This window comes from Paracoccus sp. Ld10, from assembly GCF_045064235.1.
Classification (GTDB): domain Bacteria; phylum Pseudomonadota; class Alphaproteobacteria; order Rhodobacterales; family Rhodobacteraceae; genus Paracoccus.
Window position 1 is genome coordinate 344,320 of the sequence record NZ_JBISHD010000023.1, and the last position, 24,717, is coordinate 369,036.

General features: G+C 67.6%; 23 protein-coding genes. 14 read left to right on the plus strand and 9 right to left on the minus strand.

What is annotated here, in order from left to right; genetic code table 11:
• The first annotated feature begins 69 nt into the window (after window positions 1-69).
• Window positions 70-1,440 carry a YcjX family protein gene (locus tag ACJJVR_RS07005; RefSeq protein WP_405403308.1) on the plus strand — a complete coding sequence of 457 codons (1,371 nt, stop codon included), beginning with the start codon at window positions 70-72 and terminating at the stop codon, window positions 1,438-1,440.
• Complete coding sequence (locus tag ACJJVR_RS07010; RefSeq protein ID WP_405403310.1) at window positions 1,437-2,501, plus strand: YcjF family protein; 1,065 nt, start codon at window positions 1,437-1,439, stop codon at window positions 2,499-2,501. Before ACJJVR_RS07005 ends, ACJJVR_RS07010 begins: the two co-directional genes overlap by 4 nt.
• On the opposite strand, the gene ACJJVR_RS07015 is transcribed toward ACJJVR_RS07010, so the two are convergent.
• Together ACJJVR_RS07015 and ACJJVR_RS07020 are read right to left on the minus strand one after the other, a co-directional pair.
• Window positions 2,498-2,947: a GNAT family N-acetyltransferase gene (locus ACJJVR_RS07015; protein WP_405403311.1), complete on the minus strand. Its 450-nt coding sequence runs from the start codon at window positions 2,945-2,947 to the stop codon at window positions 2,498-2,500. The two genes, ACJJVR_RS07010 and ACJJVR_RS07015, sit on opposite strands and share 4 nt — an antisense overlap.
• Entirely contained in the window at window positions 2,944-4,386 is a 1,443-nt protein-coding gene (locus tag ACJJVR_RS07020; RefSeq protein WP_405403313.1) for a 2-isopropylmalate synthase, read from the minus strand. The genes ACJJVR_RS07015 and ACJJVR_RS07020 overlap by 4 nt, the downstream gene beginning before the upstream one ends.
• Window positions 4,387-4,510: 124 nt before the next feature.
• Here ACJJVR_RS07020 and ACJJVR_RS07025 point away from each other — a divergent pair, with 124 nt between their 5' ends.
• On the plus strand, window positions 4,511-6,169 hold the full coding sequence (locus ACJJVR_RS07025; protein ID WP_405403314.1) for an NAD+ synthase: 1,659 nt from the start codon (window positions 4,511-4,513) through the stop codon (window positions 6,167-6,169).
• 3 nt (window positions 6,170-6,172) lie between these two features.
• Here ACJJVR_RS07025 and ACJJVR_RS07030 read toward each other — a convergent pair whose 3' ends face one another.
• Window positions 6,173-6,862 carry a hypothetical protein gene (locus ACJJVR_RS07030; protein WP_405403316.1) on the minus strand — a complete coding sequence of 230 codons (690 nt, stop codon included), beginning with the start codon at window positions 6,860-6,862 and terminating at the stop codon, window positions 6,173-6,175.
• A 75-nt stretch (window positions 6,863-6,937) separates the two neighbouring features.
• Entirely contained in the window at window positions 6,938-8,599 is a 1,662-nt protein-coding gene (locus tag ACJJVR_RS07035; protein WP_405403318.1) for an MFS transporter, read from the minus strand.
• Window positions 8,600-8,953: 354 nt separating this feature from the next.
• On the opposite strand from ACJJVR_RS07035, the gene ACJJVR_RS07040 reads away from it, so the two are divergent.
• From ACJJVR_RS07040 to ACJJVR_RS07050, 3 genes are all read left to right on the plus strand, one after another.
• On the plus strand, window positions 8,954-9,913 hold the full coding sequence (locus ACJJVR_RS07040; protein WP_405403320.1) for a L,D-transpeptidase: 960 nt from the start codon (window positions 8,954-8,956) through the stop codon (window positions 9,911-9,913).
• A 122-nt stretch (window positions 9,914-10,035) separates the two neighbouring features.
• On the plus strand, window positions 10,036-10,905 hold the full coding sequence (locus ACJJVR_RS07045) for a hypothetical protein (RefSeq protein WP_405403322.1): 870 nt from the start codon (window positions 10,036-10,038) through the stop codon (window positions 10,903-10,905).
• Between the two features lie 46 nt (window positions 10,906-10,951).
• On the plus strand, window positions 10,952-11,887 hold the full coding sequence (locus ACJJVR_RS07050; protein WP_405403324.1) for a lytic transglycosylase domain-containing protein: 936 nt from the start codon (window positions 10,952-10,954) through the stop codon (window positions 11,885-11,887).
• On the opposite strand, the gene ACJJVR_RS07055 is transcribed toward ACJJVR_RS07050, so the two are convergent.
• Window positions 11,888-14,086 carry a primosomal protein N' gene (locus ACJJVR_RS07055; protein ID WP_405403326.1) on the minus strand — a complete coding sequence of 733 codons (2,199 nt, stop codon included), beginning with the start codon at window positions 14,084-14,086 and terminating at the stop codon, window positions 11,888-11,890. It lies immediately after the preceding gene.
• A gap of 119 nt (window positions 14,087-14,205) precedes the next feature.
• Between ACJJVR_RS07055 and fsa the strand changes: the two genes are divergently transcribed.
• The 5 genes from fsa to ACJJVR_RS07080 are packed head-to-tail and all read left to right on the plus strand — an operon-like array spanning window position 14,206 to window position 17,962.
• Complete coding sequence (fsa, locus tag ACJJVR_RS07060; RefSeq protein ID WP_405403328.1) at window positions 14,206-14,859, plus strand: fructose-6-phosphate aldolase; 654 nt, start codon at window positions 14,206-14,208, stop codon at window positions 14,857-14,859.
• Between the two features lie 24 nt (window positions 14,860-14,883).
• Entirely contained in the window at window positions 14,884-15,558 is a 675-nt protein-coding gene (locus ACJJVR_RS07065; protein ID WP_405403330.1) for a DUF484 family protein, read from the plus strand.
• Entirely contained in the window at window positions 15,555-16,466 is a 912-nt protein-coding gene (locus tag ACJJVR_RS07070; protein WP_405403332.1) for a tyrosine recombinase XerC, read from the plus strand. The genes ACJJVR_RS07065 and ACJJVR_RS07070 overlap by 4 nt, the downstream gene beginning before the upstream one ends.
• 51 nt (window positions 16,467-16,517) lie before the next feature.
• Window positions 16,518-17,093 (plus strand): peptide-methionine (S)-S-oxide reductase MsrA, encoded by a 576-nt coding sequence (msrA, locus tag ACJJVR_RS07075; RefSeq protein ID WP_405403334.1) that lies wholly within the window; start codon window positions 16,518-16,520, stop codon window positions 17,091-17,093.
• Entirely contained in the window at window positions 17,093-17,962 is an 870-nt protein-coding gene (locus ACJJVR_RS07080; RefSeq protein WP_405403336.1) for a 50S ribosomal protein L11 methyltransferase, read from the plus strand. The genes msrA and ACJJVR_RS07080 overlap by 1 nt, the downstream gene beginning before the upstream one ends.
• A gap of 82 nt (window positions 17,963-18,044) precedes the next feature.
• Here the strand turns inward: ACJJVR_RS07080 and ACJJVR_RS07085 are convergent, their stop codons facing one another.
• Complete coding sequence (locus tag ACJJVR_RS07085; RefSeq protein ID WP_405403338.1) at window positions 18,045-18,239, minus strand: DUF1127 domain-containing protein; 195 nt, start codon at window positions 18,237-18,239, stop codon at window positions 18,045-18,047.
• A 166-nt stretch (window positions 18,240-18,405) separates the two neighbouring features.
• Entirely contained in the window at window positions 18,406-19,125 is a 720-nt protein-coding gene (locus ACJJVR_RS07090) for a 16S rRNA (uracil(1498)-N(3))-methyltransferase (RefSeq protein ID WP_405403340.1), read from the minus strand.
• Window positions 19,126-19,140: 15 nt separating this feature from the next.
• Between ACJJVR_RS07090 and ubiA the strand changes: the two genes are divergently transcribed.
• The 3 genes from ubiA (at window position 19,141) to ACJJVR_RS07105 (ending at window position 22,632) form a co-directional block, all read left to right on the plus strand.
• On the plus strand, window positions 19,141-20,079 hold the full coding sequence (gene ubiA / locus ACJJVR_RS07095; protein ID WP_405403342.1) for a 4-hydroxybenzoate octaprenyltransferase: 939 nt from the start codon (window positions 19,141-19,143) through the stop codon (window positions 20,077-20,079).
• A gap of 61 nt (window positions 20,080-20,140) precedes the next feature.
• The gene (locus ACJJVR_RS07100; RefSeq protein WP_405403344.1) at window positions 20,141-22,306 is read left to right on the plus strand and encodes an OmpA family protein; all 2,166 of its coding nucleotides are present in this window, start codon (window positions 20,141-20,143) and stop codon (window positions 22,304-22,306) included.
• Complete coding sequence (locus ACJJVR_RS07105) at window positions 22,303-22,632, plus strand: hypothetical protein (protein ID WP_405403346.1); 330 nt, start codon at window positions 22,303-22,305, stop codon at window positions 22,630-22,632. Before ACJJVR_RS07100 ends, ACJJVR_RS07105 begins: the two co-directional genes overlap by 4 nt.
• Before the next feature lie 18 nt (window positions 22,633-22,650).
• Here ACJJVR_RS07105 and ACJJVR_RS07110 read toward each other — a convergent pair whose 3' ends face one another.
• Window positions 22,651-23,832 (minus strand): aromatic amino acid transaminase, encoded by a 1,182-nt coding sequence (locus tag ACJJVR_RS07110; protein WP_405403348.1) that lies wholly within the window; start codon window positions 23,830-23,832, stop codon window positions 22,651-22,653.
• Entirely contained in the window at window positions 23,832-24,683 is an 852-nt protein-coding gene (sseA, locus tag ACJJVR_RS07115; protein ID WP_405403350.1) for a 3-mercaptopyruvate sulfurtransferase, read from the minus strand. Before sseA ends, ACJJVR_RS07110 begins: the two co-directional genes overlap by 1 nt.
• Between the last annotated feature and the right edge of the window lie 34 nt (window positions 24,684-24,717).

The following is a 24,717-nucleotide window of genomic DNA, read 5'->3' on the forward strand; positions in this document are numbered from 1 at the left end:
CACATCACCCGTCGGCGGACCTATGTTGCGACCGCGGCGTTAAGTGTTGCGGAACGAACAGGGGCGGACATGGGTATCGGCAGCGACATGATGGAGGGGCTGGGCCTGTCCGATCCGGTGATCCGCATCGGCGTGACGGGCCTGTCGCGGGCCGGCAAGACGGTGTTCATCACCTCGTTGGTGGCAAACCTGCTGGAACGCGGGCGCATGTCGTCGCTGCGCGCTGCCGCCGACGGGCGGCTCAAGGCCGTGTGGCTGCAACCCCAGCCTGACGATACGATCCCTCGGTTCGATTTCGAACGCCATCTGGCCGCGATGACCGGACCGGACCCGCACTGGCCAGACGGCACCCGCCACGTCAGCCAGCTGCGCCTGTCGATGCGCCTGCAGGGGGGCGGCATGTTCGGGGGGCTGCGCGGGGCACGCAACTTGCATGTCGACATCGTCGATTACCCCGGCGAATGGCTGCTGGACCTGCGCCTGATGGAACGCGACTTTGCCCAATGGTCGGCCGAGGTTCTGGACCGCATCGCGGACCGCCCCGGCGCCGACCGGTTCCTGGCCGCCCTAGACGCGCTGCCACGCGATGACGGTTTTACCGAACCGCAGGCACAGCAGTTGGCCGACATCTATACCGCGCATCTGAACGCCGCGCGTGATGCGGGCTGGTCGGATTGCACGCCCGGACGGTTCCTGATTCCAGGCGAACTGGCCGGATCGCCCGCGCTGACATTCGCGCCCCTGACCCCGGACCTGCAGGCCACGCGCCTTGGCCGCGAATTCCGCCGCCGGTTCGACGCGTACAAATCGCGGGTGATCCGGCCGTTCTTTCGGGACCATTTCGCCCGCATCGACCGTCAGGTGGTGCTGGTCGACATCCTTGGCGCGATCCATCAGGGGCCGCGCGCGGTCGAGGACATGCGCCGCGCCATGGCCGATATCCTGTCGGCCTTTCGCCCCGGTCGCGCAGGCTGGCTGGGTCAGTTGCTGGGCACGCGGCGTGTCGAACGCATCCTGTTCGCCGCGACCAAGGCCGACCACCTGCACCACACCCAGCACAACCGCCTGACCGCAATCCTGTCCGCGATGCTGCGCGAGGCCCGCGACCGCGCCGATTTTCAGGGCGCCCGAACCGAGGCCATGGCCATCGCCGCCCTGCGCGCCACGACCGAGGACATGATCGCTCAGCCCGACGGCGATCTCCCCGCCGTTCGCGGTCGCCTGCTGGACGGGCGTCAGGCCGCGTTCTTTCCAGGTGAGTTGCCTGCCGATCCTGCCGTTCTGCTGCATCCCGCGCGGCAGGGCGCGCAGTCATGGCTGGACGCCGATTACGCGATCATGAATTTTGCCCCCGCACCCCTGACCACGCGCCCGGGGGACGGCCCACCCCATATCCGGCTGGACCGCGCCGCCGAATTCCTGATCGGAGACCGCCTGTGACAGATGTCCCGAAACGCCCGCGCGGCCCGGTCCTGATACCCCTTGACGACAGCCACGGCACCCGAACCCGCCCGCCGCGGACGGAAACACGCGCCGATGACGCGCCAAGCCCCGCCGATGCCCCCGCCGTCGACATCAGCGACGCGCCCCTGCCGCAACCGCGCACCATGCAGATGGTCGCGCGGCTGGTCGGACGGCCCCCCTCGCGGCTGACGCGGCTGTTCATCAATGCCGGGGTGGCGCTGTTCACCTTTCTTTTGGGCGTGATGGCGCTGGACTTCATCGACGGGCTGATGACCCGCTATCCGCTGCTGGGCTGGATCGCGGTGACGCTGTTTGCGGTGTTCACGTTCGCCGCACTTGGCATGGCCTTGCGCGAATGGCGCGCCTGGCGGCGGATGGCCAAAATCGACGCGCTGCAGCGTCAGGCCGGCGCGGCACTGGCCGCCGAAAGCCTGGATCAGGCCAAGGCGGTCACCGATGGTCTGGTCGCACTGTATGCCAGGCGCCCCGAGATGGAATGGCAACGCCAGCGTCTGGCCGACCGCCGGGCCGAGACGTTCGATGCCCATGCCCTGTTGACGTTGACGGAAACCGAACTGCTGGCGGGTCTTGATCAGCAAGCCCGCCGCGAGATCGAGGCCGCAGCCCGCACCGTCGCCGCGACAACCGCGCTGGTCCCGCTGGCCTTGGCCGACGTGGCCGCCGCGCTGGCCGCGAACCTGCGCATGATCCGCCGCATGGCCGAGATCTATGGCGGGCGCGCGGGTGCCGTCGGCGGCTGGCGGCTGGCACGCACGGTGATGACGCATCTGATCGCCACCGGCGCGGTGGCGGCCGGGGACGACCTGATCCACACGATGGCCGGTGGCGGTATTCTGGCCAAGCTGTCGCGCCGCTTTGGCGAGGGGTTGGTGAACGGTGCGCTGACCGCCCGCGTGGGCATCGCCGCGATGGAGGTCTGTCGCCCCCTGCCGTTCCTGTCTCAGCCGCGTCCCAAGGTCGGCAACCTTGTCAGCCGCGCACTGGCGGGCCTGTTCACGAACGACAACGCGCGCTAGGTCAGCGACAGTTTGTATCCGACATGCGACGGCACGAACCCCAGCCCGTCATAGAACCGGTGCGCATCCGTGCGCGACCTATCGGTGGTCAGCTGCACCAGCGCACAGCCCCGCGCGCGGCATTCCACGATGGCCCAATCCATCATCGCCCGGCCCAGGCCGACGCCGCGATGACTGCGGGCGACGCGCACCGCCTCGATCTGGCCGCGCAGCGACCCGCCGCGCGCCAGTCCGGGAATGAAGGTCAGTTGCAAGGTGCCCACGACTTGTTCCCCGTCCTGCGCCACCGCCAGCAGTTGGGCCGGATCGGCATCGATCAGATCGAAGGCCCCACGATAGCGCGCGACATCCGCCGGATTCTCGCGCGCCGCGCCCAGCTGGTCGTCGGCCAGCAGCGCCAGGATCGCGGGCAGGTCGCCCGCGGTGGCCCGGCGGAACGCGGTCACGGGGCCTCGGCCGGCAGGTCCGGTGCGTCTTCGGTGGGAGCGACATCTGCCGACCCGGTGTCGGCCTCGATCAGGCGGTTGTCCTGCCATTCGCCCGACGCGACCTGCCCTGTGGCATAGCGCATGACGCCCTGCCCCTGCCGCTTGCCCGCGGCAAAGGTGCCCTCGTAGCGGTCGCCGTTTCCATAGGTCGCGACCCCGGTGCCGTCGATCTCTCCGGCCTTCCAGCCGCCCTCATAGATGAACCCGTCGGGCGTGGTCAGGCGACCCGTCCCGGACCGCAGCCCGTCGACGAAGCTGCCGGTATAGACGGTGCCGTCAGGATAGGTGGCCTGCCCCTCGCCATGGCGCTGGCCGTCCTTCCAGGCGCCCGAATAGACATAACCATCGGGATAGGACATGCGCCCCTGGCCGTCGTTGCGTGCGCTGCGGAACCCGCCCTCATAGACCATGCCGTTGGCATAGCTGGCGCGGCCCTCGCCCTCGATCACGCCCTCGGACCACTGGCCCTCATAGGTCGATTTGTCGGCATAGGTGATCTTGCCTGTGCCATCGGGCCGGTCGGCGCGCATCTGGCCCAGATAGACCGACCCGTCGGGATAGGTGATCTGACCGCGCCCCTCCATCCGGCCCTGCGCCCATTCGCCGACATAGACATAGCCGTCCGCACCGGTGAACGTGCCCTGTCCATGGCGGCGGTCATCGGCGAAATCGCCGTCATAGACATCCCCGTTGGCATAGGTGGCGACGCCCCCGCCCTGCCGGCGCCCGCCCTGCATCTGGCCGTCATAGCGGTCGCCCGTCGGCTGGACCAGCACGCCCGCGCCCGACATCTGGCCCGCCGCCCAGATGCCCTCGTAGGTCAGGCCGTCCGACATCACCAGCTTGCCCTGACCCGCACGCTGGCCGGCCAGCATCGCCCCCTCGTAGGTGGCGCCGTCGGGATAGGTAATCTTGCCCTGACCCTCCTTGACCCCGGCGTTCCAGTCGCCTTCGTAGCGATAGCCGTTGGCCTGGGTCAGAACCCCGCGACCCTGGTGCAGCCCGCTGACGAACCGACCCTCGTAGACGGAACCGTTGGCATAGCGGGCGACGCCCTGCCCGGTGATCTCTCCCTCGGACCAGTCGCCTTCGTAGGTGCCGCCGTCGGCATAGGTGATCTGGCCGGGCCCATGGGGTTTTCCGCCCGCGAACTGGCCCTCATAGATCGATCCGTTGGGAAACTCGGCCCGGCCCTGCCCCATGATCTGGCCCTCGACCCAGTCGCCGTCATAGCGATAGCCGTTGGGCAGGACATAGCTGCCCTGACCATGTTGCAGCCCGTTGCGAAAGGTGCCCTCATAGACGCCGCCATCGTCATACTGCTTGGTGATGACCTGCGCGGCCAGGGGGCCTGCCCAGATCGCCAATGCCAAGGCCGTTCCGATTGCCGCTTTCATCGCCTGTCGCCCCTTACGGTGTTTTGACGAAGGTTTACCCCGGAAGGCACCCGTGCGCAAAGGCCGACTTTTCCTCGGGCGGCCGATCCTCTATCCAAGGGGCCACACAACCGGGGTGCCCGTGATGACCGACCGTTTCCGCCTGACCATCGGCCAGCTGAACGCCACCGTGGGCGATCTGGACGGCAATGCCGCCCGGGCGCGCGACGCCTGGGACCAGGCCCGCGCGGCCGGTTCCGATATGCTGGCCCTGCCAGAGATGTTCATCACCGGATACCAGACCCAGGACCTGGTGCTGAAGCCCGCCTTTGTCGTGCAGGCCCAGGATGCGATCATGGCACTGGGCCTGTCGCTGACCGACGGCCCGGCCATCGGCATCGGTGGCCCGTGGCGCGACGGCGACCGGCTGTACAACGCCTGGTGGGTGTTCCGGGACGGCGCGCTGGTCGCCCGCGTGCTGAAGCATCACCTGCCCTTCAAACAATTGTTCGACGAACTGCGCCTGTTCGACAGCGGCCCGATCAGCGGCCCCTATCCGGTGGGCGCGGCCCGTATCGGCAGCCCGATCTGCGAGGACAGCTGGTACCCCGACGTGGCCGAGACGCTGGCCGAGACCGGGGCCGAGATCCTGGTCGTGCCGAACGGCAGCCCCTATCACCGCGACAAGCTGGACCTGCGCATGGGCCACATGGTCGGCCGCGTCGTGGAAACCGGGTTGCCGCTGGTCTATGTGAACATGGTCGGCGGTCAGGACGACCAGATCTATGACGGGGCCAGCTTTGTTCTGAACCCCGGCGGCCACAAGGTCGTGCAGCTGCCCGCCTTTCAGGAGGCGGTGGTGCATGTCGATTTCACCAATGGCCCCGACGGTTGGCGCGCCGAACCCGGCCTGATGGACCCCCAGCCCGATGCGTGGGAACAGGATTACCACGCGATGATGCTGGGCCTGCGGGACTATCTGCGCAAATCGGGCTTTCGCAAGGTGCTGCTGGGCATGTCGGGCGGCATCGATTCTGCGCTTGTCGCGACCATCGCCTGCGATGCGATCGGGCCGGAAAACGTGCGCTGCGTGATGCTGCCGTCGGAATACACGTCCCAAGCCAGCCTGGACGACGCCGCCGATTGCGCAACGCGTCTGGGCGCGCAGCTGGACACCGTGCGCATCGATGGCGCGCGCGATGCGGTGTCGGACGCGCTGGCGCATCTGATGGAGGGAACCGAACCCGACATCACCGAGGAAAACATCCAGTCCCGCCTGCGCGGCGTGATGCTGATGGCGCTGTCCAACAAGTTTTCGGAAATGCTGCTGACCACCGGTAATAAATCCGAGGTCGCGGTCGGTTACGCCACAATTTATGGCGACATGGCCGGCGGCTATAACCCGATCAAGGACCTGTACAAGACGCGGGTGTTCGAGACCTGCCGCTGGCGCAACGCCAACCACCGCGACTGGATGATGGGCGCGCCCGGAGAGGTGATCCCCACGCGGATCATCACCAAGCCGCCATCCGCCGAACTGCGCCCCGACCAGCGCGATGACGACAGCCTGCCGCCCTATGACGTGCTGGACGCGATTCTGGACGGGCTGGTGGAACAGGACCTGTCGCTGGCCGATCTGGTGGCGCAGGGGTTCGATGCCGACACCGTGCGGCAGGTCGAAAAGCTGCTCTATGTCAGCGAATGGAAACGGTATCAGGCCGCGCCGGGGCCGCGGATTTCCACCCGCGCATTCTGGCTGGACCGGCGCTATCCGTTGGTGAACCGCTGGCGCGACCGGCTGTAGGCGTCAGAATTCCAGCCAGGTGCCCAGCCGAACGGCCTGTTCGGCGGGGCCGGACAGCGGATTGACCATGCCCAGTTCGACCTGCACCGGACCCGGCACGTCAAAGACCAGCGACGACATCAGCCGCGCCGACGAATCCTCGTCCTGGCGGTGCTCCAGCCACAGGCTGTTGATAACCATCAGGCCGTCGCGCGGGCGCAGGCCCACCGTCAGGTCGGTCTTGATCACCCGTTCGGGGGTCAGAAAGCTGGCGGCAAAGGACGGGCGTTCCGTCATGCGGGGGTCAGGCGCGCTGCCGGTCATCTTGGCCAGCACCTGCGCGGTGACCCAGCCCCTGCTGAAACCGCGCCCCCAGGACAAGGCCCCCTGAACCACGGGCAGCGTGTCTGCGTCCCGTCGGATCACCCCGACGCCCGACTGCATCGCGAATCGGTTCGACCCCTGCCCATCGTCCAGCGCGCGCTGCAGCCACAGGATGGCGCTGGTTTCGGCCTGATCGGCGCGACCCAGTTCCATCCCCAGGGTGGTGCGAGGCGTCAGGCCGTATTCGGCATAGAGCGACGCATAGCTGTTGTTCGCGCGGTTGTATTCGCCCGACAGGGACACAAACGTCCGCCCGACCTCGCGTGGCCAAGGGCCGGCATGGACGCCGACCGGCACGATCAGCACCAGCAACAGGACAAGTCGGATCATCTGCCGGCCTTTCATACGACGGGTCGCACCAGATCTGGCACAACCCGCGCGTGCGGGCGAGGTGAAAAGACCCGGTCAGGGAATCTCTATCTTACCCATCAGTGGAACGTCGTCCTGGGGGCCGACCGTGTGACGTTCGATCATGCGGTGGACCAGCGGGTCGGCGTCACCCCGGTGCAGCGCGCGCAGGGCCACCGCCACCTCGGCGTCGGATTTCGTGCGGCGCAGGTTGTGGCGCACATATTCGTCCCATGTGGCGATGTGATAGCTTTCGCTCCACTGGTCGGGGTGTTCCAGATCGCGCAGCAGCGACCAGTTGCGCGCCCCGTCACGCCTGCGGATGTTGCGCCGCCGCTGCATCAGGCGCAGGAATTCGGGCACGTCGGCCTGATCGATGCGGTAATCGACCATCACCATGATCGGCCCCGACCGGCCGCGCAGGTCCAGCATCAGCGCGGGTTCGCGGAACCGGTTCACCGGGTCCAGATCGACCGCCCCGAATTCGGGCGCCCGCAGCCAGAACCCGATGGCGGCCCCCACCAACAGCATGGCACCCGCCGCCGTCAGCGCCGTGTCCAGCCCCTGCGCGCCCGCGACCATGCCCCAGATCCACGCGCCAGCCGCCATGCCGCCGAACGTCGCCATCTGGTACAGCGCCAGTGCGCGGGCCACGACCCAACGCGGCGTCGATAGCTGCACCGTCACGTTGAACAGCGACAGCGCCAGCACCCAGGACGCCCCGGCGGGCAGCATCGCAACCGCATGCAGCCAGACCGACTGGGTCTGTCCCAGCACCAGCGCGGCGATGGCAAAGCCCGCGAACGCCATGCGCACGACGTTTTCGTTGTTCAAGCGGGCGCGGATGCGCGGGTTCAGCAACGCGCCACCGATCGCGCCGACCCCGTAGCAGCCCAGCAGGCCGCCGAACAACAGCGACCCCCCCTCGGGGTGGCTTTTGGCGACCAGCGGCAACAGCGCCAGCACCGCGATGGCGGCAAAGCCGAACAGCGCGCCCCGCGTCATCACCCGCAACAGGTTAGGCGACAGCGCGACATAGCGCAGGCCCGCCCCCATCGCGGCCATGAACGGTTCGGGCGTGGTCACCCGCGGTGCCAGACGGGGTTTCCACCGCGACATCGCCCCCAGCAGCGGCAGATAGCTGATCGCGTTGACCGCGAACGCCGCCGACGCGCCAAGCGTCGCCACGATCAGCCCGCCCGCCGCAGGCCCCACGCTGCGCATCAGGTTGAAGCCGACGGAATTCAGGCTGACCGCCGCAGGCAGATCCTGTCGCGCCACCAGATCGCCCATGCTGGCCTGCCAGGGCGGGTTATAGATCGCCTGCCCCGCCCCCAGCAGAAAGGTGAACCCCAGAAGCAGCCATGGCGTCAGCCCGCCCGTCCACGCGACCGCGGCCAAGGCCAGCGACACCACTGCCATGAAGATCAGCGACCCCATCAGCAGCGTCTTGCGATCGACGATGTCGGCCAGCGTCCCCGCCCCGATCGCCAGCAGCATGATGGGCAGGGTGTTCGACGCCTGCACCAGCGCGATCAGCGTCGCGCTGTCGGTCAACTGGGTCATCAGCCAGGCAGCGCCCACCGCCTGCACCAGGCCGCCGAAATTGGACACCAGCGTCGCGCTCCATAACCGACGGAAATCGCGATAGCCCAGGGGTGCAAGCGCGCCTGTCCGGGTGGGTCCGGGTGCAGAGGTGGGGTCAGTCGAAGGGGTCACGGATCGGCCTTTCCTGCGGCGGACATCGCGGCCAGCCTAGGTGCGCGCCCGCACAGCCGCAACGCCGCCGCGCGCCGGTTCGACGCAAAGATTTTGATCGGACATGAAACCCACGGACACGCCAAATTGTTCAACAGACGCATAAAGGTGATCCACCTGACGCTGTTGCGCCACAGAAACAGGGTGCAAGTGACGCGCTGACCCTGTCCAGAGTGGCTTTGGGTTGACGCGGATCGGCGGGCGGCCTCATGGAAGAACATGCGAATCGCGGCCTCTGGGTCGCGGAATAGAACAGATGCTGCCTCGGGACCGCCTCTGCCGGCGCGACCGACGATGAACAAGGAACATGCAACGATGCGCCTCGCTCCCCTTTTTGCGGCGCTGGCCCTCGGGCTGGCGGCCTGCGGTCCCGCGCAAGAGACCGCGACCCCCACGACCCAGCAACCGGTCCAGATCCCCGAGATGTACCAGGCCCGCACGGATACCGGCCCGAACGGAGAACCGATTCCGATCGCCGCCGTCCGTGCCGCCTATCTGAACGACCGCAACACCCGCCAGCAGGTGCCCTATAACGGCACCGAAGCACCTGGCACCATCGTTGTCGATCCCTATGCGCGCGTTTTGTACCATGTGCAGCCCGGTGGTCAGGCGATGCGTTACGGCGTGGCCGTGGGCCGCGCGGGCCTGACCTTCGAAGGTCGGGCAACGATCGCACGCAAGGCCGCATGGCCCAGCTGGCGCCCGACCGACAACATGCTGCGGACCGAACCCCAACTGTACGGTCAGTTCGCCGGTGGCCTGCCGGGTGGCATGCAGAACCCGTTGGGGTCGCGCGCGCTGTACCTGTATCAGGGCAGCGTCGACACCTATTACCGCATCCACGGCACGCTGGACCCCTCGTCCATCGGCAAGGCCACATCGGCGGGCTGTATCCGGATGTTCAACCAGGACGTCATGGACCTGTTCGAGGACATCCCCACCGGGACCGAGGTGATCGTCCGGTCAAGGGCCGAAAGCGTGCGCATGGAAGGCCCGATGGAGGAAACACCCGAAGGCTATGTCGTTCCCTCCGCCCCCGTACAGCCCACTCTTGACCCGGCAGCACCTGCCCAAGTCGCCGCGGCACCGATGCAGACCGCGATGATGGCATCCGCGCCGGTCGAATCGGCCGTGCCGGGTGGGATCACCGACCCCTATGCCTCGATGATGGCGGTTCCGGCGGCGACGTCCGTTCAGCCCATGCTGGTCAACGATCCGTTCGCATCGAACGACAGCTTTGTCTCGCCTGTCGAAAGCGCAGTTCCCGGCCAGTGAGGCTGCACATCGCATGAAAGATCAGGGGCCCCGGCAGTGACCGGGGCCTTTCCAATTGCAAAACCGTCGATTCCTGCGCAAAGTCCGTCGAACACTTCATCAGTCTGCCAAGGGTCCCGTGAATGCCGAACAATGCCAAGCGCGAACAGGAACTGCTCAGCCCCGATCAACTGACACTGGCAGAGCAAAGCCGCCAGCCCGCGCTTGGCGCGCTGGACGATGCCGCGCTGATGACGTTGATCGACGCACTGCGCGCCGCGCGTGCCGAGGCCACGACCGCCGATGGCGACCCCGGCCCGGCGGAGATGCTGCGCGCGGCCATGCGTCGGACCGACATGGAGCGCCGCAAGCGTCGGCTGCCATCGCCAGGCATCCCCACCGCGACACCGGCACCGACCAAGACGGCGGCGAAACCTGCGGCGGCCAAAGCCACCGCAGCCAAGCGCAAGCAATCCAGTGTGCAACGCGCGCCGTCTGATCGCAAACCCGCCGAGCCGCGCAAGACCGACCTGCGAACCGAACCCCATCGCGTGCCAAAGCGCCTGGCAAAAGCTGAGCCGGATCCCGCGCCCGTCACGGCGCAATCACAGACAGAGCCTGCAAGGATGACCGCCATGAGCGACGACAAGGCACAGCAAGCCGACCGGCAGGCCGCCCGCAAGGCCCGGAAGGATGCGGACAAGGCCGCCGAGAAGGAGGTCGCCAAAGCCCTCCGCAAGGCCGAACGCCAAGCCGCCAAGCAGGTCGAGAAGGACGCGGCAAAGGCCGCGAAGGCCGCTGAAAAAGAGGCCGACAAGGTTGCGCGCCGTGCCGCCCGCAAGGCCGAACGCCAGGCCGAGACCCCCGAGGCCAAAGCTGCACGCAAAAGCGCCATGCTGGCCAAGGATGCCCCGGCGCCCAAGGCCAAGGCCAAAGCCGATGCCAAGCCCGCAAAGGCAAAGTCGGCCGAGGCAAAGGCCGCCAAGAAATCCAAGTCCAAGAAATCAAAGTGACCGTCCGCCCGCGCAGCGTGCGTGGGCGAATGGCCTGCATATCACGATGATGTTCCTTCTCAGGATCCTTGGCACCGCCGCATTGGCGCTGTGCTGCGTGGCCGCGCCGCTGTCGGCACGGCCCGCGATCGACGCGACCGGTGGCCTGCCCCCGCCCCGCATGTCCGAGGACCTGCGTTGCAGCGATGACGGGCGCGACTGCATCGCGCGCGACAGCTATGCCGCCGATGTCTGCAAGCTGATCGAGCGCAACGCCGCCGATCATCGGCTGGACCCTGCGTTCCTGGCGCGTCTGCTGTGGAAGGAAAGCCGGTTCGAACCCTCGGCCGTCAGCCCGGCGGGGGCGCTTGGCATCGCCCAGTTCATGCCGGGCACGGCCGATCTGTACCGCCTGGATGACCCGTTCAACCCGGCACAGGCCATTTCCAAATCGGCGTGGTACCTGGGCCAGCTGCGCGACCGGTTCGGAAATATCGGTCTGGCAGCCGTCGCCTATAACGGCGGCGAAAACCGCGCCGCGCGGTTCATCGCCCAATCCACGACCCTGCCCTATGAGACGGTCGATTATGTCGAATCGATCACCGGGTTCAGCGCGCATCGTTGGCGCGACAACCCCCCGCCCCAGCAGGAGGTCAAGCTGGCCCTGGCCGACGACCAGGCGTTTCGCCCGGCATGCGAACGGATGGCGGGCGAACGGTCGCTGCGCGAGTTCAACACCCAGCCCCCCGCGATGCCTTGGGGCGTGGTCGTGGCCAGCCATCCCAGCCAGGCGGGCGCAGCACAGCAGGTCGCGCGGCTGAACCGGACCTTGCGTCCGATCCTGACGGACGGGGCGCGCGTCGGGTTTGTCCGCAAACGTCTGAACAGCATGCCGCGCGCGGTCTTTACCGCACAGGTCGGATATTCCTCGCGCGACGAGGCCACGCGGTTCTGCAACCGGTTCAAGTCCCTGGGCGGGCGCTGCATCGTACTGAAGAACTGATCACAGAAAGCTTTGCGGGTCGATGTCCACGGACAGGCGCATGTTCGTGGGCAGCTTGATCCCCGCCAGCCAATCCGCGATCGCCGCCTGCAAGGGTGCCTGACGCGGCGCACGGATCAGCATGCGCATGCGGTGACGCCCCCGCACACGTGCGATGGGCGCAGGCGCCGGACCCCACAGCTCTGCCCCGACCTCGACCAGGGGGGCCGCCAGCCCGGCCAGATGGCGCGCAAAATCGGCGACCGTGGCCATGTCGGGATGCGACAGGATGATCCCCGCCAACCGACCGAATGGCGGCATGCCGGCGGCTTGGCGGCCCGCGGCCTCGGCGTCCCAGAAATCCTCGTCCCGGCCTGACAGAATGGCGCGGATCACCGCGTGGTCGGGCTGGTGCGTCTGCAACAGCGCCAGCCCCGGTGCGGCACCGCTGATGCGCCCCGCGCGCCCCGCCACCTGTCGCATCAGCTGAAAGCTGCGTTCCGCCGCGCGCAGGTCGGCGCCCTGCAGGCCCAGGTCGGCATCGACCACACCTACCAGCGTCAGCCGTGGAAAGTTGTGCCCCTTGGCCACGATCTGGGTGCCGATGATGATGTCGGTGTCCCCGTCCGAGATCTGGGCGATCGTTTCCTTCAGCGCGCGGGCGGAATGGAACAGGTCCGACGACAGGACGGTGGCCTTGGCGTCGGGAAAACGTGCCGCGACTTCTTCGGCGATGCGTTCGACGCCGGGGCCGATGGGGGCCAGCTTGCCCTCGACCCCGCAGGACGGGCAGGCCGTGGGGATGGGCCGCGTTTCCCCGCATTGATGGCAGACCAGGCGGTTCTGGAACCGGTGTTCCACCATCCGCGCGTCGCATTGATGGCACCCGATCTGTTCCCCGCAGGCGCGGCAGACGGTGACGGGGGCAAAGCCACGGCGGTTCAGAAAGATCAGCGACTGTTCGCCCTTGGCCAGCCGCGTGGTGACCGCCTGCGCCAGCGTGGGCGATATCCAGCGCCCCTGCTCCATCGCCTCGGCGCGCAGGTCGATGGCGGCCATCTGCGGCAGCTCGGCCTCGCCATAGCGCGACCGCAGGTCCAGCCGCGCATATTTGCCGCTGGCCGCGTTCACCCAGCTTTCCAGGGACGGCGTGGCCGATGCCAGCACCACCTGCGCGCGGTTGATCGACGCCCGCAGCACCGCCATGTCGCGGGCGCTGTAATAGACGACGTCCTCTTGTTTGTAGCTGCCGTCATGTTCCTCGTCGACGACGATCAGGCCCAGATCGGCAAAGGGCAGGAACAGCGCCGACCGCGCGCCCACGACCAGCCCGACCTGGCCCCGCCCGGCCATGTGCCACAGACGCCGGCGTTCGGTCCGGGTGATGCCGCTGTGCCATTCGCCCGGGCGCGCGCCGAATCGCGCCTCGACCCGGTCCAGGAATTCCGCCGACAGCGCGATTTCGGGCAACAGGACCAGCGCCTGCCGCCCCTGCGCCAGGCATTCGGCCACGGTCTCCAGATAGACCTCGGTCTTGCCCGAACCGGTGACGCCGCGCAGCAGTGTGGTCCCATAACCGCCCGCCCGGATCGCACCGCGCAGCGTGTCGGATGCCGCCTGCTGGTCGGAGGCCAACGGCTTGCCGGGCCGCGCGGGGTCCAGTGCGGGATAGGGCAGATCGCGCGGTGCCTCTATCTCGGCCAGCGCTCCGCTGGCCACCAGCCCCTTGACCACCGACGTGCCGACGCCCGCCAGTTGCGCCAATTCGGACGCGGCAAAGCTGGCGCCGCCGTGATCGGCCATGACCTGCAGCACGCGGGTCCGCGCCTCGGTCACGCGGCCGGGCTGGCCCGATCCCGGCACGATGATCCGCCGCGCGGCGGGCGGCTGGTCGATGTCGGGCGCGCGCGTGGCCATGCGCAGCATCAGCGGCAGCGGCGTCAGCGTATATTCCGCAGCCCGCGTCAGGAAATCCAGAAACCCCGCGTCGAATGGCTGGGCGTCCAGCACGCGCGCCACGGCGCGCAGCTTGGCAAGGTCGAAATCGCCCTTGCCCGGTCCCCAGACCAGCCCCAGCACCCGGCGCGGCCCCAGAGGAACCAGCACCAGCTGTCCCTGCCGCACGCCTTCGTCGGGGGACAGATAGTCCAGCACGCCGACCGTCTCGGCGGTCAGCACCGCGATGCGGGCGCGGGGGGGAAAGAATTCGGGCGGGGTCATGATGGCGTGATAAAGACGGGGCCGCGCGCGGGTTGCAAGCCCCCGGATGGGTTGTGCCCCTTTCCGCGCGCCCCCATCTGCAGTATCACCCAGACGAACGCACCCTGAGGAGACGGGCCATGAAATTCTTTGTCGACACCGCTGATATCGCCGCGATCAAGGAACTGGACGACCTTGGAATGGTCGATGGCGTCACCACCAACCCCTCGCTGATCCTGAAATCAGGCCGCGCCATCGCCGAGGTCACCGCCGAGATCTGTGCCATGGTCGAAGGCCCGGTCAGCGCCGAAGTGGTCGCCGAAAAGGCCGACGACATGATCGCCGAGGGCCGCCACCTGGCCAAGATCGCACCGAACGTCTGCATCAAGGTGCCGCTGACCTGGGACGGCCTGAAGGCCTGCCGCGTGCTGTCGGACGAGGGCCACAAGCTGAACGTCACGCTGTGCTTCAGCGCCGCGCAGGCGATTCTGGCGGCCAAGGCGGGCGCGACCTTCATCAGCCCGTTCATCGGACGGCTGGACGACATTCATCTGGACGGCATGGACCTGATCGCCGACATCCGCGAGATCTATGACAACTATGGCTATGAGACCGAGATTCTGGCGGCGTCCATCCGCACGGTGAACCACATCGTGGACGCGGCCAAGATCGGCGCCGACGTGATCACCGCGCCGCCATCGGTCATCAAGTCGATGGCGAACCACATCCTGACCGACAAGGGCCTGGCACAGTTCAATGCGGACTGGGCACAGACCGGTCAGAAGATCCTCTGATCCGTACTGTTCCCGGAGGGCTGCATGACCGACGCGCTGGACCCTGAAACCCGCGACCGGCTGCTGGCCGATCCGGGAGCGATTCTGGCCGACCGCGACCTGATGCGGGCGCTGGTCGCCGCGCGCGAGGCCGAGGCCGGGACCAACGTCATCGACATCCGCGGCCGCGCGATGGAGGCGTTGGAGACCCGGCTGGACCGGCTGGAATCAACGCATGAAAGCGTGATCGCCGCCGCCTATGACAACCAGTCCGGCATGGCGGTGATCCACCGTGCCGTGCTGGGCCTGTTGGAAACGGCCGATCTGGCCGATTTCACCGCCGCGCTGCAGACCGACATCGCGCCCCTGCTGCGCATCGAGACCCTGCGCATGGTGGTCGAGGAAGACCCTGCCCTGCCGCGCGACGTGGTGGTCGTCCCGCACGGCACCATCGATCGCATCGTGACCGCCGGCCGACGCGCGCCGCGTGGCGACGACATCGTGCTGCGCGCGGCGCTGGTGGTGACCCGCCCCCTGCACGGTCGCACCATCGCATCCGAGGCGCTGTTGCCGCTGGACCTGGGCCCCGGGCGGCCGCGTGCGGTGTTGCTGATGGGCAGCAGCGATCCGACGCGGTTCATGCCCGCGCATGGGACCGACCTGCTGCGGTTCTTTGGCCAGGTGTTCCGCATGGCCCTGTTGGCGCGGTTGCCGCAATGATGGCCCCGGCCACGGCCGACGCCCTGCACCGTTGGCTGGAGACCGAGGCCGCAACCCGCGACCGGTCCGACCACACGGTGGTCGCCTATCGCTCTGATCTGGTGGCGTTCCTGCAGTTCATCGCCGCCTATTGGGGCGAACCGGTGCCCCCCGCGGCGCTGGCCCGTTTGCGTCAGGCCGACATGCGCGCCTTTGCGGCATCCGAACGCGGGCGGGGCCTGGGCGCACGGTCATTGGCGCGGCGCATGTCGGGGGTGCGGTCCTTCCTGCGCTGGATTTCCGACCGCGAGGAGTTGGACCTGTCCGCAGCCCTGTCGACGCGCAGCCCGAAATACAGCCGCAGCCTGCCGCGTCCCCTGACCACCGTACAGGCCCAAGACACGCTGGACCGCGTGGCGGATCACGCAACGCCCTGGGTGGGCGCGCGCGATCTGGCGGTGCTGACCCTGCTGTGGGGATCGGGGCTGCGCATTTCCGAGGCGCTGGCGCTGGACGGGGAAGACTGGCCCTTTCCCGACGGGCTGATCATCCGCGGCAAGGGCGGGCGGGAACGTCAGGTGCCGGTGCTGCCGGTGGCCCGGGACGCGATAGCCGACTATCTGAACCTGTGCCCCTGGGGTCACCGGACCGACATGCCGCTGTTTCGCGGCATACGCGGCGGACGCCTGACCGCCAGCGCGGTCGAGGGCACGATGCGCCAGGCGCGCGCGGCCCTGGGCCTGCCGGCCAGCGCCACGCCGCATGCGTTGCGCCACAGTTTTGCCACGCATCTGCTGTCCGCGGGCGGCGATCTGCGCACCATTCAGGAACTGTTGGGCCATGCCAGCCTGTCGACCACCCAGGTCTATACCGGGGTGGACGACGCGCAGCTGATGGCCGTCTATCGCGCTGCGCATCCGCGCGGTTGAACCCCGGCACGTTCCCATGCGTTTGCCCCATCATTCACCAACGAGGCCCCGATGTCCGATCACGCCATCTTTCACCGCCCCCTGGGGGCCACCCCGCCCGCAGGCTATGACCAGGCAATCTTTGGCATGGGCTGTTACTGGGGGGTGGAACGCCTGTTCTGGAAACAGAACGGCATCTGGCTGACCGAGGTCGGCTTTGCCGGCGGCGACGTCCAGAACCCCACCTATGACCAGGTCAAGCGCGGCGATACTGGCCATGCCGAGGTCGTGCGGGTGATCTATGACAGCTCTCTGATCAGCTATGACCATCTGCTGCAGCTGTTCTGGGAAAACCACGATCCGACGCAGGGCGATCGTCAGGGCAACGACATCGGCAACCAGTACCGCAGCCTGATCATGACCTTTACCGACCTGCAGGAATCGGCGGCCGAGGCGTCCAAGGTCGATTACGACAACCGCCTGGCGGTACAGGGCATGGACAAGATCACCACCCGGATAATCCCCGCCGGTCCGTTCTGGCCCGCGCACGAGGCACATCAGCAATATCTGGAAAAGAACCCCGACGGTTATTGCGGGCTGAAGGGCACCGGCGTACAGGCCAGCATTCCCAACCCGGATCCGATCTGATGCCCACCTATACCGCGCTGACCCACCTGCCCGGCCGCGAAGCCGCCGAAGACTTGGCCCTCGCCTGCGAGGACCTGACGCCCGAACCGGTCGGCACCGGAATCTTCGAGATCGAGGACGGCAGCGAACGGTGGGAGGTGGGCGCCTATTTCACCGAAGCCCCCGACGAGATCGCGCTGGCGATCCTGGCCGCCGCCTATGGCGCGCAGCCCTTTGCCGTGTCGGAACTGCCCGAGGTCGATTGGGTGGCCCATGTGAAACGCGAACTGACCCCCGTCCGCGCGGGCAGGTTCTTTGTCCATGGCAGCCATGATGTCGACCAGATCCCAGACGGTGTCGAGGCGCTGTGGATCGAGGCCGCAATGGCCTTTGGCACCGGTCACCACAACACGACCAAGGGCTGCCTCGAGGCGTTGGACCGTCTGGCCACGGACGGGTTCAATGCGACCCGCATCGCGGATATCGGCTGTGGCACCGCCGTGCTGGCCATGGCTGCCGCGCGCCTGTGGCATGTCACGGTGCTGGCCAGCGATATCGACCCGGTCGCGGTGGACACCGCCGCCGCCAACGTCATCGCCAACGGTCTGGACGGTCGCGTGGAATGCGTGGAGGCCGCAGGCTTTGACCATCCGATGCTGGAACAGGCCGCGCCCTATGACCTGATCGTTGCCAATATCCTCAAACAGCCGCTGATCGATCTGGCCCCCGACATGGCACGCCACGTCGCCAAAGACGGGCGCATCGTGATGTCGGGCATCCTGACGACGCAGGCGGATGACGTCACGGCCGCCTATCAGGCCGCGGGCTTTTCCCCCGACCGGCGCGATGACGCGGGCGACTGGACCACGCTGGTGATGGTCCGCGGCTGAACCCCGCCAACCATCGGACATGAAAAAACCCCCGCGAGCATTCCGCTTTCGGGGGTTCGTTCGTCAGTGGTGGCAGCAAGCCTTAGAAGCCGCGCGCAACCCGCTCGATGTCGCCACGGCACAGACCGATATCGTCCAGCTCGCGGTCCGACAGACGGCCCAGTTCGCGACGCGTCATGCGGGTTTCACGCCAGGACGCGAACAGCGACACAATTTGCGCCACGACGTTGCCCACGCCTCCGACAGCCACGCTGCGGTTCGTTTCGATCGTCGACATCAGTTCACCTGTTTTCATATTGCCCGATCAGCGGGCACGTTTCGGATACACAGGAGATAGTTTCAGCAGCCAGCAAAGAGTAGCCGCGAAACCGGCAACCCCGCTATGCGAATTTCGCAACAGAGCGGGCAGTTTTTGTCGTAAAAAAGCCACGAACGGCCAGTCGTTAGCGCCAATCGCCCAACGCCGCCTGCCACAGCGCCAGCGCCGCGACCGCCGCCGTATCGGCACGCAGGATCCGCGGACCCAGACTGACCGGCGTCACGAATGGCAGCCGGGCCAGATGCGCTCGTTCGGTTGCGGAAAACCCACCCTCCGGGCCGATCAGGATGGCCCATGGCCCCTGCGGCAGGCCTGCCAGCATCTCGGCCGGGCCCGCGCGGGATTCGTCCGCCCACAAGATGCGCCGCGCAGGGTCCCAGCCGTCCAGCATGCCCGACAAGGGCGCAAGATCGGCGACGGGGGGCACAAAGGTGCCGCCGCACTGTTCTGCGGCCTCGATGGCATGTGCCTGAAGGCGGTCCTGCCGGATACGGTCGGAATTGGTGTGGTCGGTCTGCACGGGCAGGATGCGGGCACAGCCCATCTCGGCCGCCTTTTCGACGATGAAGTCGGTGCGGGCCTTTTTGATCGGTGCGAACATCAACCACAGGTCGGGTGGGTCCTGCTGGGGCGCCGTCTGCGCGATGATCGACAGGTTGCCGCCGCGCTTGCCGGTGTCCAGCAGGGACGCCCGCCATTCGCCGTCGTGACCGTTGAACACGGAAACGGCATCGCCCTGGCGCAGGCGCATGACGCCCGACAGGTAATGCGCCTGCGCCGCATCCACGGGAACGGGTTGTCCTGCAACCAATGGGTGATCTATGAACAGTCTGATCTTAGCCATGATGGACGCAACGCTATGCAAAGCCGGACAGAAAGGCCAGACGCCGTCGTTGACGCGCCCCCCGACAACTGGGTGGACCGCTTTGCGCCTGCGCGCACGCGTCCCTGGCTGCGGCTCAGCCGGGCGGACCGGCCGATCGGGACATGGCTGCTGCTGCTGCCGTGCTGGTGGGGGATCGGGCTGGCAATGATGGCGGATGCGCCGCGCCTGTTCGACCTGTGGATTGCGCTGGCCTGTGCCATCGGTGCGTTTGTCATGCGAGGCGCGGGCTGCACATGGAATGACATCACCGACCGCGACATCGACGCCCAGGTTGCGCGGACCCGGTCGCGGCCGCTGCCCTCGGGGCAGATCAGCCTGCGCGGGGCCTATCTGTGGCTGGCTGTGCAGGGACTGGTGGGGCTGGTGATTCTGCTGACGCTTGGTCGGGCGGCGGTGTGGATGGGGGTCGCATCGCTTGCGCTGGTCGCGATCTATCCCTTTGCCAAGCGGTTCACATGGTGGCCGCAGCTGTTTCTGGGCTTTGCCTTCAACTGGGGGGTGATGCTGGCCTATGCCGCCCATATGGGTCGGGTCGACCCGGCGCCGGTGGTCGCGTGGCTGGGCGCGATTGCGTGGACGATCTTTTACGACACGATCTATGCCCATCAGGATGCCGATGACGATGCGCTGATCGGGGTCAAATCGACCGCGCGGCTGTTCGGCGACCGCAGCCCCGCGATCCTGGCGGGCTTTGCGCTGGTGGCGGTGGCGGTGCTGGCAGTGGCCGTTGCGTTGACGGGTCGCAATCTGTTGATAGGCTGGGCCGGTGTGCTGGCCCTGGGGTTGCACCTGCTGTGGCAGCTGCGGAATTTCCAGCCCGACCAGGGCGCTGTTTGTCTGCGCCTGTTTCGGTCCAACCGCGATGCGGGGCTGATTCTTGCGCTGTTTCTTGCCATTGCGGGGCTGGCATGATTGCGCCGCACGGGCACCGTCGCTAGACGTTGCACGCTTTCAACAGCACAAGGTTTCCCATATGGCCCGACGCCGCCGCCTTTCGACATCTGTGGCCACCATCATCGTTCTGGCGGGCGCGGGCGGGTTGTCCTGGATCGGTGCCGAAGCCGCCACGACATTCATCGAGGACCGCGCGGCCCGCGACGTGACGCAGGCGCTGCGGATTGCGGGCCATGACTGGGCGCAAGTATCGACTGACGGGCTGCGTGTCAGCCTGACCGGCACCGCCCCGTCCGAGGTCGAGCGGTTCCGTGCAATGACCGACGCAGGGACGGCCATCGACGCCAAGCGGATCCAGGACAGGATGACCGTCGCATCGGTCGAGGCGATGACGCCCCCCGATTTCAAGGTTGAACTGCTAAAGGGCGACCAGGGCCTGTCGCTGATCGGACTGGTCCCCGCGGCCACGGACCGCGATGCGATCCTGCGCGACCTGCGCCCTGCGGGGCAGCCGGTGACGGACCTGCTGGAGGCGGCGGACCACCCCGTGCCCGATGGATGGACAGACGCGCTTGGGTTCGGGCTGAAGGCCGTGCAAATGACCACGCAGGCCAAGATCTCCATTGCGCCGGGCAGGGTTCACATCGCCGCGCTGGCCACCGACCGCCAGGATCAGGGACGGCTGGAACAGGCGCTGCGCCAGGCCGCGCCGCCGCAGGTGGTGCTGGACCTGCAGATCACCGCACCGCGCCCAGTGATCGCACCGTTCACGTTGCGGTTCGTGATGGACGACGATGGCGGCCGCTTTGACGCCTGCGTGGCAAGCGACGATGCCGGCCGCGACCTGATCGTGCAGGCGGCGCAAAGTGCGGGGGCCCGGACGGTGCCGACCTGCACCCTGGGCCTTGGCGCCCCCTCCGGCGATTGGGCCGAGGCCGCTGCCGCCGCCATCGCGGCCGTAGGCCAGCTGGGTCAGGGCCAGGTGACGCTGTCGGATGCGGATGTGGCGCTGGTGGTGCCCGCCACCGTGACGCGCGAACGGTTCGATCAGGCGGTCGGGCAGCTGGAGCAGGCGTTGCCGGCCACCTACCGTCTGCAGGCTCAGCACGAGCAGGCCCAGGTTCAGGCCGCCCCCATCGAATTTCAGGCGACACTGCCCCCGTCGGGCAGCCTGTCAATGCGCGGGCGCATTGCCGATGCGCAGATGCAGCAGGCCGTCGACAGCTTTGCCCGGTCCCGGTTCGACGTGGCGCAAAGCGGTCTGCGGACCGACCCTTCGGTTCCCGGAGGCTGGACCGTCCGCGTGATCGCGGGGCTGGAGGCGATGGGCGCGCTGCAGGCGGGTCAGGTGCGCGTGACCCCCGACATGATCGAACTGACAGGCGTGTCAGGCGACCCGCAGGCCAGCGACCGGGCCGCCGCCATGCTGTCCGACCGTCTTGGGGCGGGTGCGCGGTATCGTCTGTCGATCAGCTATGATCGCCGCATGGACGAGGCCCTGGGCCTGCCCGACGGCGAGGAATGCGTCGCGCGCCTGAACATCATCATGTCCGAGAGCGAGATCGGGTTCGAACCCAGCCGATCGTCCATTGCGGGCGATCCGGGCCCGACGATGGAGCGGTTCGTCCGCGCCATGGCCGATTGCGGCGATTTCCAGATCGAGGCCGGTGGCCATACCGATTCCCAGGGCTCGGAGGGGTTCAACGCCGAACTGTCGCGGTCGCGGGCACAGGCGATCGTATCCGCGATGGCTGATGCCGGGATCAGCGTGGCGAACATGTCCGCCCGCGGTTATGGCGAAAGCCGCCCCGTCGCCACCAACCAGACCGAGGCAGGCCGCGAGATCAACCGCCGGATCGAATTCCGCCTGCTGTCGCCGCACCCGCTGGACGCCGACAGCATAGCGGCGCCCGTGACCATCGCAGGCGTCACCGGTGCCGCGGTTGTTCCGCCACCCGCCACGGACGTGGCGCAGCAGGGCCCCCAGCTGCCGCCCGTGCAGGGACCACAGTTGCCGGACCGGGCAGCGCAGATGCAGGGCCCGCAATTGCCCCACAGCCGCGACACATCCGGCATGGTCCCGATGACCGTGGGGGTTGCCGAACAGTTCCAGACGCTGGACGAGCGCGAGGAAAACCTTAGGGTGCCCGTGCTGACGCCCGATGACGACACCCCCCGCCCCGGACCGCGCCCCAACAGCGTCGCGCAGCAGGCCGGCGCGCAAGACGAAGCGACCACAGAATGAACAGATCCGAATTCATCACCGTGACCGCCCTGATCCTGTTCGGGGCTTTCGTGCTGGGCTGGATCGCCAGTTGGCTTGTCCACCGCGTCGCCCGCCCGGTCCGTTCCGACATGTCCGAACTGGACCGCATGGCCCAGCAGCTGCACGAGGTCGAGGAACAGCGTGACGCGGCCATCGCCACGCTGGCCGAACGCGAATCCGCACTGACCACCCGTCTTGTGGGTGCGCAAACCGAATTGCGCGCCGCGATGGAGGGGTTGCGCGACAGCCGGACCGAGGCCGAGGAACTGCGCGATTATATTGAACAGGCACTGGCGCGCCGCTGACGCGCCAGCCCTATCGGGTCAGATGCCTGCGTCGATGATCGCGCGGGCCAGCACCGGAACCGTGTCGCGGTTCAGCCCTGCGATGTTCAGACGCGAATCGCCCACCATATAGATGGCCGCATCTGTCTTCAGCCGGGCGACCTGTTCCGGCGTCGCGCCAAGGCGCGAGAACATGCCGCGGTGGTGGCGGATGAAGTCGAACCGGTCGCTGCCCGACAGCTCGCGCAGTTCGGCCGCCAGTTGGTCGCGCAGGCCCAGCATCGTGTTGCGGACCTCCTCCAGCTCTGCCGCCCAATCGGTGCGCAGGGCGTCGTCCATCAGGATCGTGCTGACGATGCGCGCGCCATGGTCCGGCGGAAAAGAGAAGTTCTGGCGATTCAGATAGGCCATCGACCCCTGTGCCAGATCACGCGCCGCCGTGCTGTCGGCCAGCGCGATCAGGATGCCGGTCCGTTCGCGATAGATGCCGAAATTCTTGGAGCAGGACGCCGCGATCAGCACCTCGGGCAGGCTGCGGGCGACCAGGCGCGTCGCCTCGGCATCCGCGTCCAGGCCGTCGCCGAACCCCTGATAGGCCAGATCGACCAGCGGGATCGCACCCGATTTCTCCAGGATCGCCACGACCTCGGCCCACTGGTCGATGGTCAGGTTCGCCCCGGTCGGATTGTGGCAGCAGCCGTGCAGCAGCACGATGTCGCCACGGCCCGCCTGCGCGATGTCCGCCTTCATCCCGTCGAAATCCACGCCCCGGGTTTCCCCGTCGAAATACCGGTATTCGGTATAGGGCAGGCCCATGAAGGTCATGATCGACAAATGGTTCGGCCAGGTCGGGTTCGACACGAACACCCGCACCCCCGGATTGGCCAGCCGTGCCAGTTCCAGCGCCTGGCGGATGGCACCCGTCCCACCGACCGACGCAACCGAGGCCAGACGGTCGGCAGGCAGTTCGCCCAGCACCATCGTGGCCAGCGCGTTGCGGTAATCGGCCTCTCCCGCCAGACCCGTATAGGCCTTGGTGGTCTGGGTCTCCCAGATGCGCTGTTCGGCGGCCTTGACCGCGCGCATGATCGGGGTGACGCCCTGCGGGTCCTTGTAGACGCCCACACCCAGGTCGATCTTGCCCTGTCGGGTATCGGCCTTGTACTCCTCGATCAGCATCAGGATCTTGTCGGGGCTTTGGGCTTTCAGGTCGGTCAGCATCAGGCGTCTCCGGTTGCGATGTTCAGGTCGGCAAAGCTGCCCCATTCGGTCCAGCTGCCGTCGTAAAGCGAATGGTCACGGTGGCCCGCGCGTTCCAGCGCGAATGACAGCACCGCCGCCGTCACGCCGCTGCCGCAGGTGGTGATGACCGGGCGCGACAGGTCGATGCCGGCATCGGCAAAGGCCGCGCGGATCGCATCCGGGTCGATCATCGTACCGTCGGCATGGAACAGCTGGCCAAAGGGCAGGTTGCGCGATCCGGGGATATGACCTGCGCGCAGGCCCGCGCGGGGTTCGGGCACTTCGCCGCGAAAGCGGTCAGGACCGCGGGCGTCCACGATCTGCGGGTCACCCAGCTTGCTGGCCGCGGCCACCTGCGTCACGTCGCGCACCAGCCCTGCCTGACGTTGCACGGTGATGTGACGGTCGCGCATGACGGGGGGCATGTCCTCGGTCGGCCGCCCCTCGACGCGCCATTTCGCAAGGCCGCCATCCAGCACGGCCACATCGGTCTTGCCCATCAGCCGGAACGTCCACCAGACGCGGAATGCGCTGCGCACGTCGGAACTGTCATAGATGACCACCTGATGCCCATCGCCGATGCCCATCGCGCGCAGGCGGCTGATGAACATCTCGGGCGGGGGGGCCATGTGCGGCAGGGTCGACCGCTTGTCCGCAATCGCCTCGATGTCAAAGAACCGCGCGGCGGGAATGTGGGCCGCGTCGTATTCGGCACGCGCGTCGCGCCCGGATGCGGGCATGTGCCAGCTTGCGTCGATGATGCGCAGATCGGGGTCGGACAGATGCGCCGCCAGCCAGTCGGTCGAGACCAGTGTCTTTGGATCGTCCATCGCCGTCCCCCTTGGCTTGTGCCGCCCCGATCTA

Bases quoted from the DNA above. Each gene is read 5' to 3' on its own strand.
- ACJJVR_RS07005 (WP_405403308.1), top strand. From the start codon at position 70: ATGGGTATCGGCAGCGACATGATGGAGGGGCTGGGCCTGTCCGATCCG.
- ACJJVR_RS07020 (WP_405403313.1), bottom strand. From the start codon at position 4,386: ATGAAAGCGGCAATCGGAACGGCCTTGGCATTGGCGATCTGGGCAGGC.
- ACJJVR_RS07025 (WP_405403314.1), top strand. From the start codon at position 4,511: ATGACCGACCGTTTCCGCCTGACCATCGGCCAGCTGAACGCCACCGTG.
- ACJJVR_RS07030 (WP_405403316.1), bottom strand. From the start codon at position 6,862: ATGATCCGACTTGTCCTGTTGCTGGTGCTGATCGTGCCGGTCGGCGTC.
- ACJJVR_RS07040 (WP_405403320.1), top strand. From the start codon at position 8,954: ATGCGCCTCGCTCCCCTTTTTGCGGCGCTGGCCCTCGGGCTGGCGGCC.
- ACJJVR_RS07045 (WP_405403322.1), top strand. From the start codon at position 10,036: ATGCCGAACAATGCCAAGCGCGAACAGGAACTGCTCAGCCCCGATCAA.
- ACJJVR_RS07050 (WP_405403324.1), top strand. From the start codon at position 10,952: ATGATGTTCCTTCTCAGGATCCTTGGCACCGCCGCATTGGCGCTGTGC.
- ACJJVR_RS07055 (WP_405403326.1), bottom strand. From the start codon at position 14,086: ATGACCCCGCCCGAATTCTTTCCCCCCCGCGCCCGCATCGCGGTGCTG.
- fsa (WP_405403328.1), top strand. From the start codon at position 14,206: ATGAAATTCTTTGTCGACACCGCTGATATCGCCGCGATCAAGGAACTG.
- ACJJVR_RS07065 (WP_405403330.1), top strand. From the start codon at position 14,884: ATGACCGACGCGCTGGACCCTGAAACCCGCGACCGGCTGCTGGCCGAT.
- ACJJVR_RS07070 (WP_405403332.1), top strand. From the start codon at position 15,555: ATGATGGCCCCGGCCACGGCCGACGCCCTGCACCGTTGGCTGGAGACC.
- msrA (WP_405403334.1), top strand. From the start codon at position 16,518: ATGTCCGATCACGCCATCTTTCACCGCCCCCTGGGGGCCACCCCGCCC.
- ACJJVR_RS07080 (WP_405403336.1), top strand. From the start codon at position 17,093: ATGCCCACCTATACCGCGCTGACCCACCTGCCCGGCCGCGAAGCCGCC.
- ACJJVR_RS07085 (WP_405403338.1), bottom strand. From the start codon at position 18,239: ATGTCGACGATCGAAACGAACCGCAGCGTGGCTGTCGGAGGCGTGGGC.
- ACJJVR_RS07090 (WP_405403340.1), bottom strand. From the start codon at position 19,125: ATGGCTAAGATCAGACTGTTCATAGATCACCCATTGGTTGCAGGACAA.
- ubiA (WP_405403342.1), top strand. From the start codon at position 19,141: ATGCAAAGCCGGACAGAAAGGCCAGACGCCGTCGTTGACGCGCCCCCC.
- ACJJVR_RS07100 (WP_405403344.1), top strand. From the start codon at position 20,141: ATGGCCCGACGCCGCCGCCTTTCGACATCTGTGGCCACCATCATCGTT.
- ACJJVR_RS07105 (WP_405403346.1), top strand. From the start codon at position 22,303: ATGAACAGATCCGAATTCATCACCGTGACCGCCCTGATCCTGTTCGGG.
- ACJJVR_RS07110 (WP_405403348.1), bottom strand. From the start codon at position 23,832: ATGCTGACCGACCTGAAAGCCCAAAGCCCCGACAAGATCCTGATGCTG.
- sseA (WP_405403350.1), bottom strand. From the start codon at position 24,683: ATGGACGATCCAAAGACACTGGTCTCGACCGACTGGCTGGCGGCGCAT.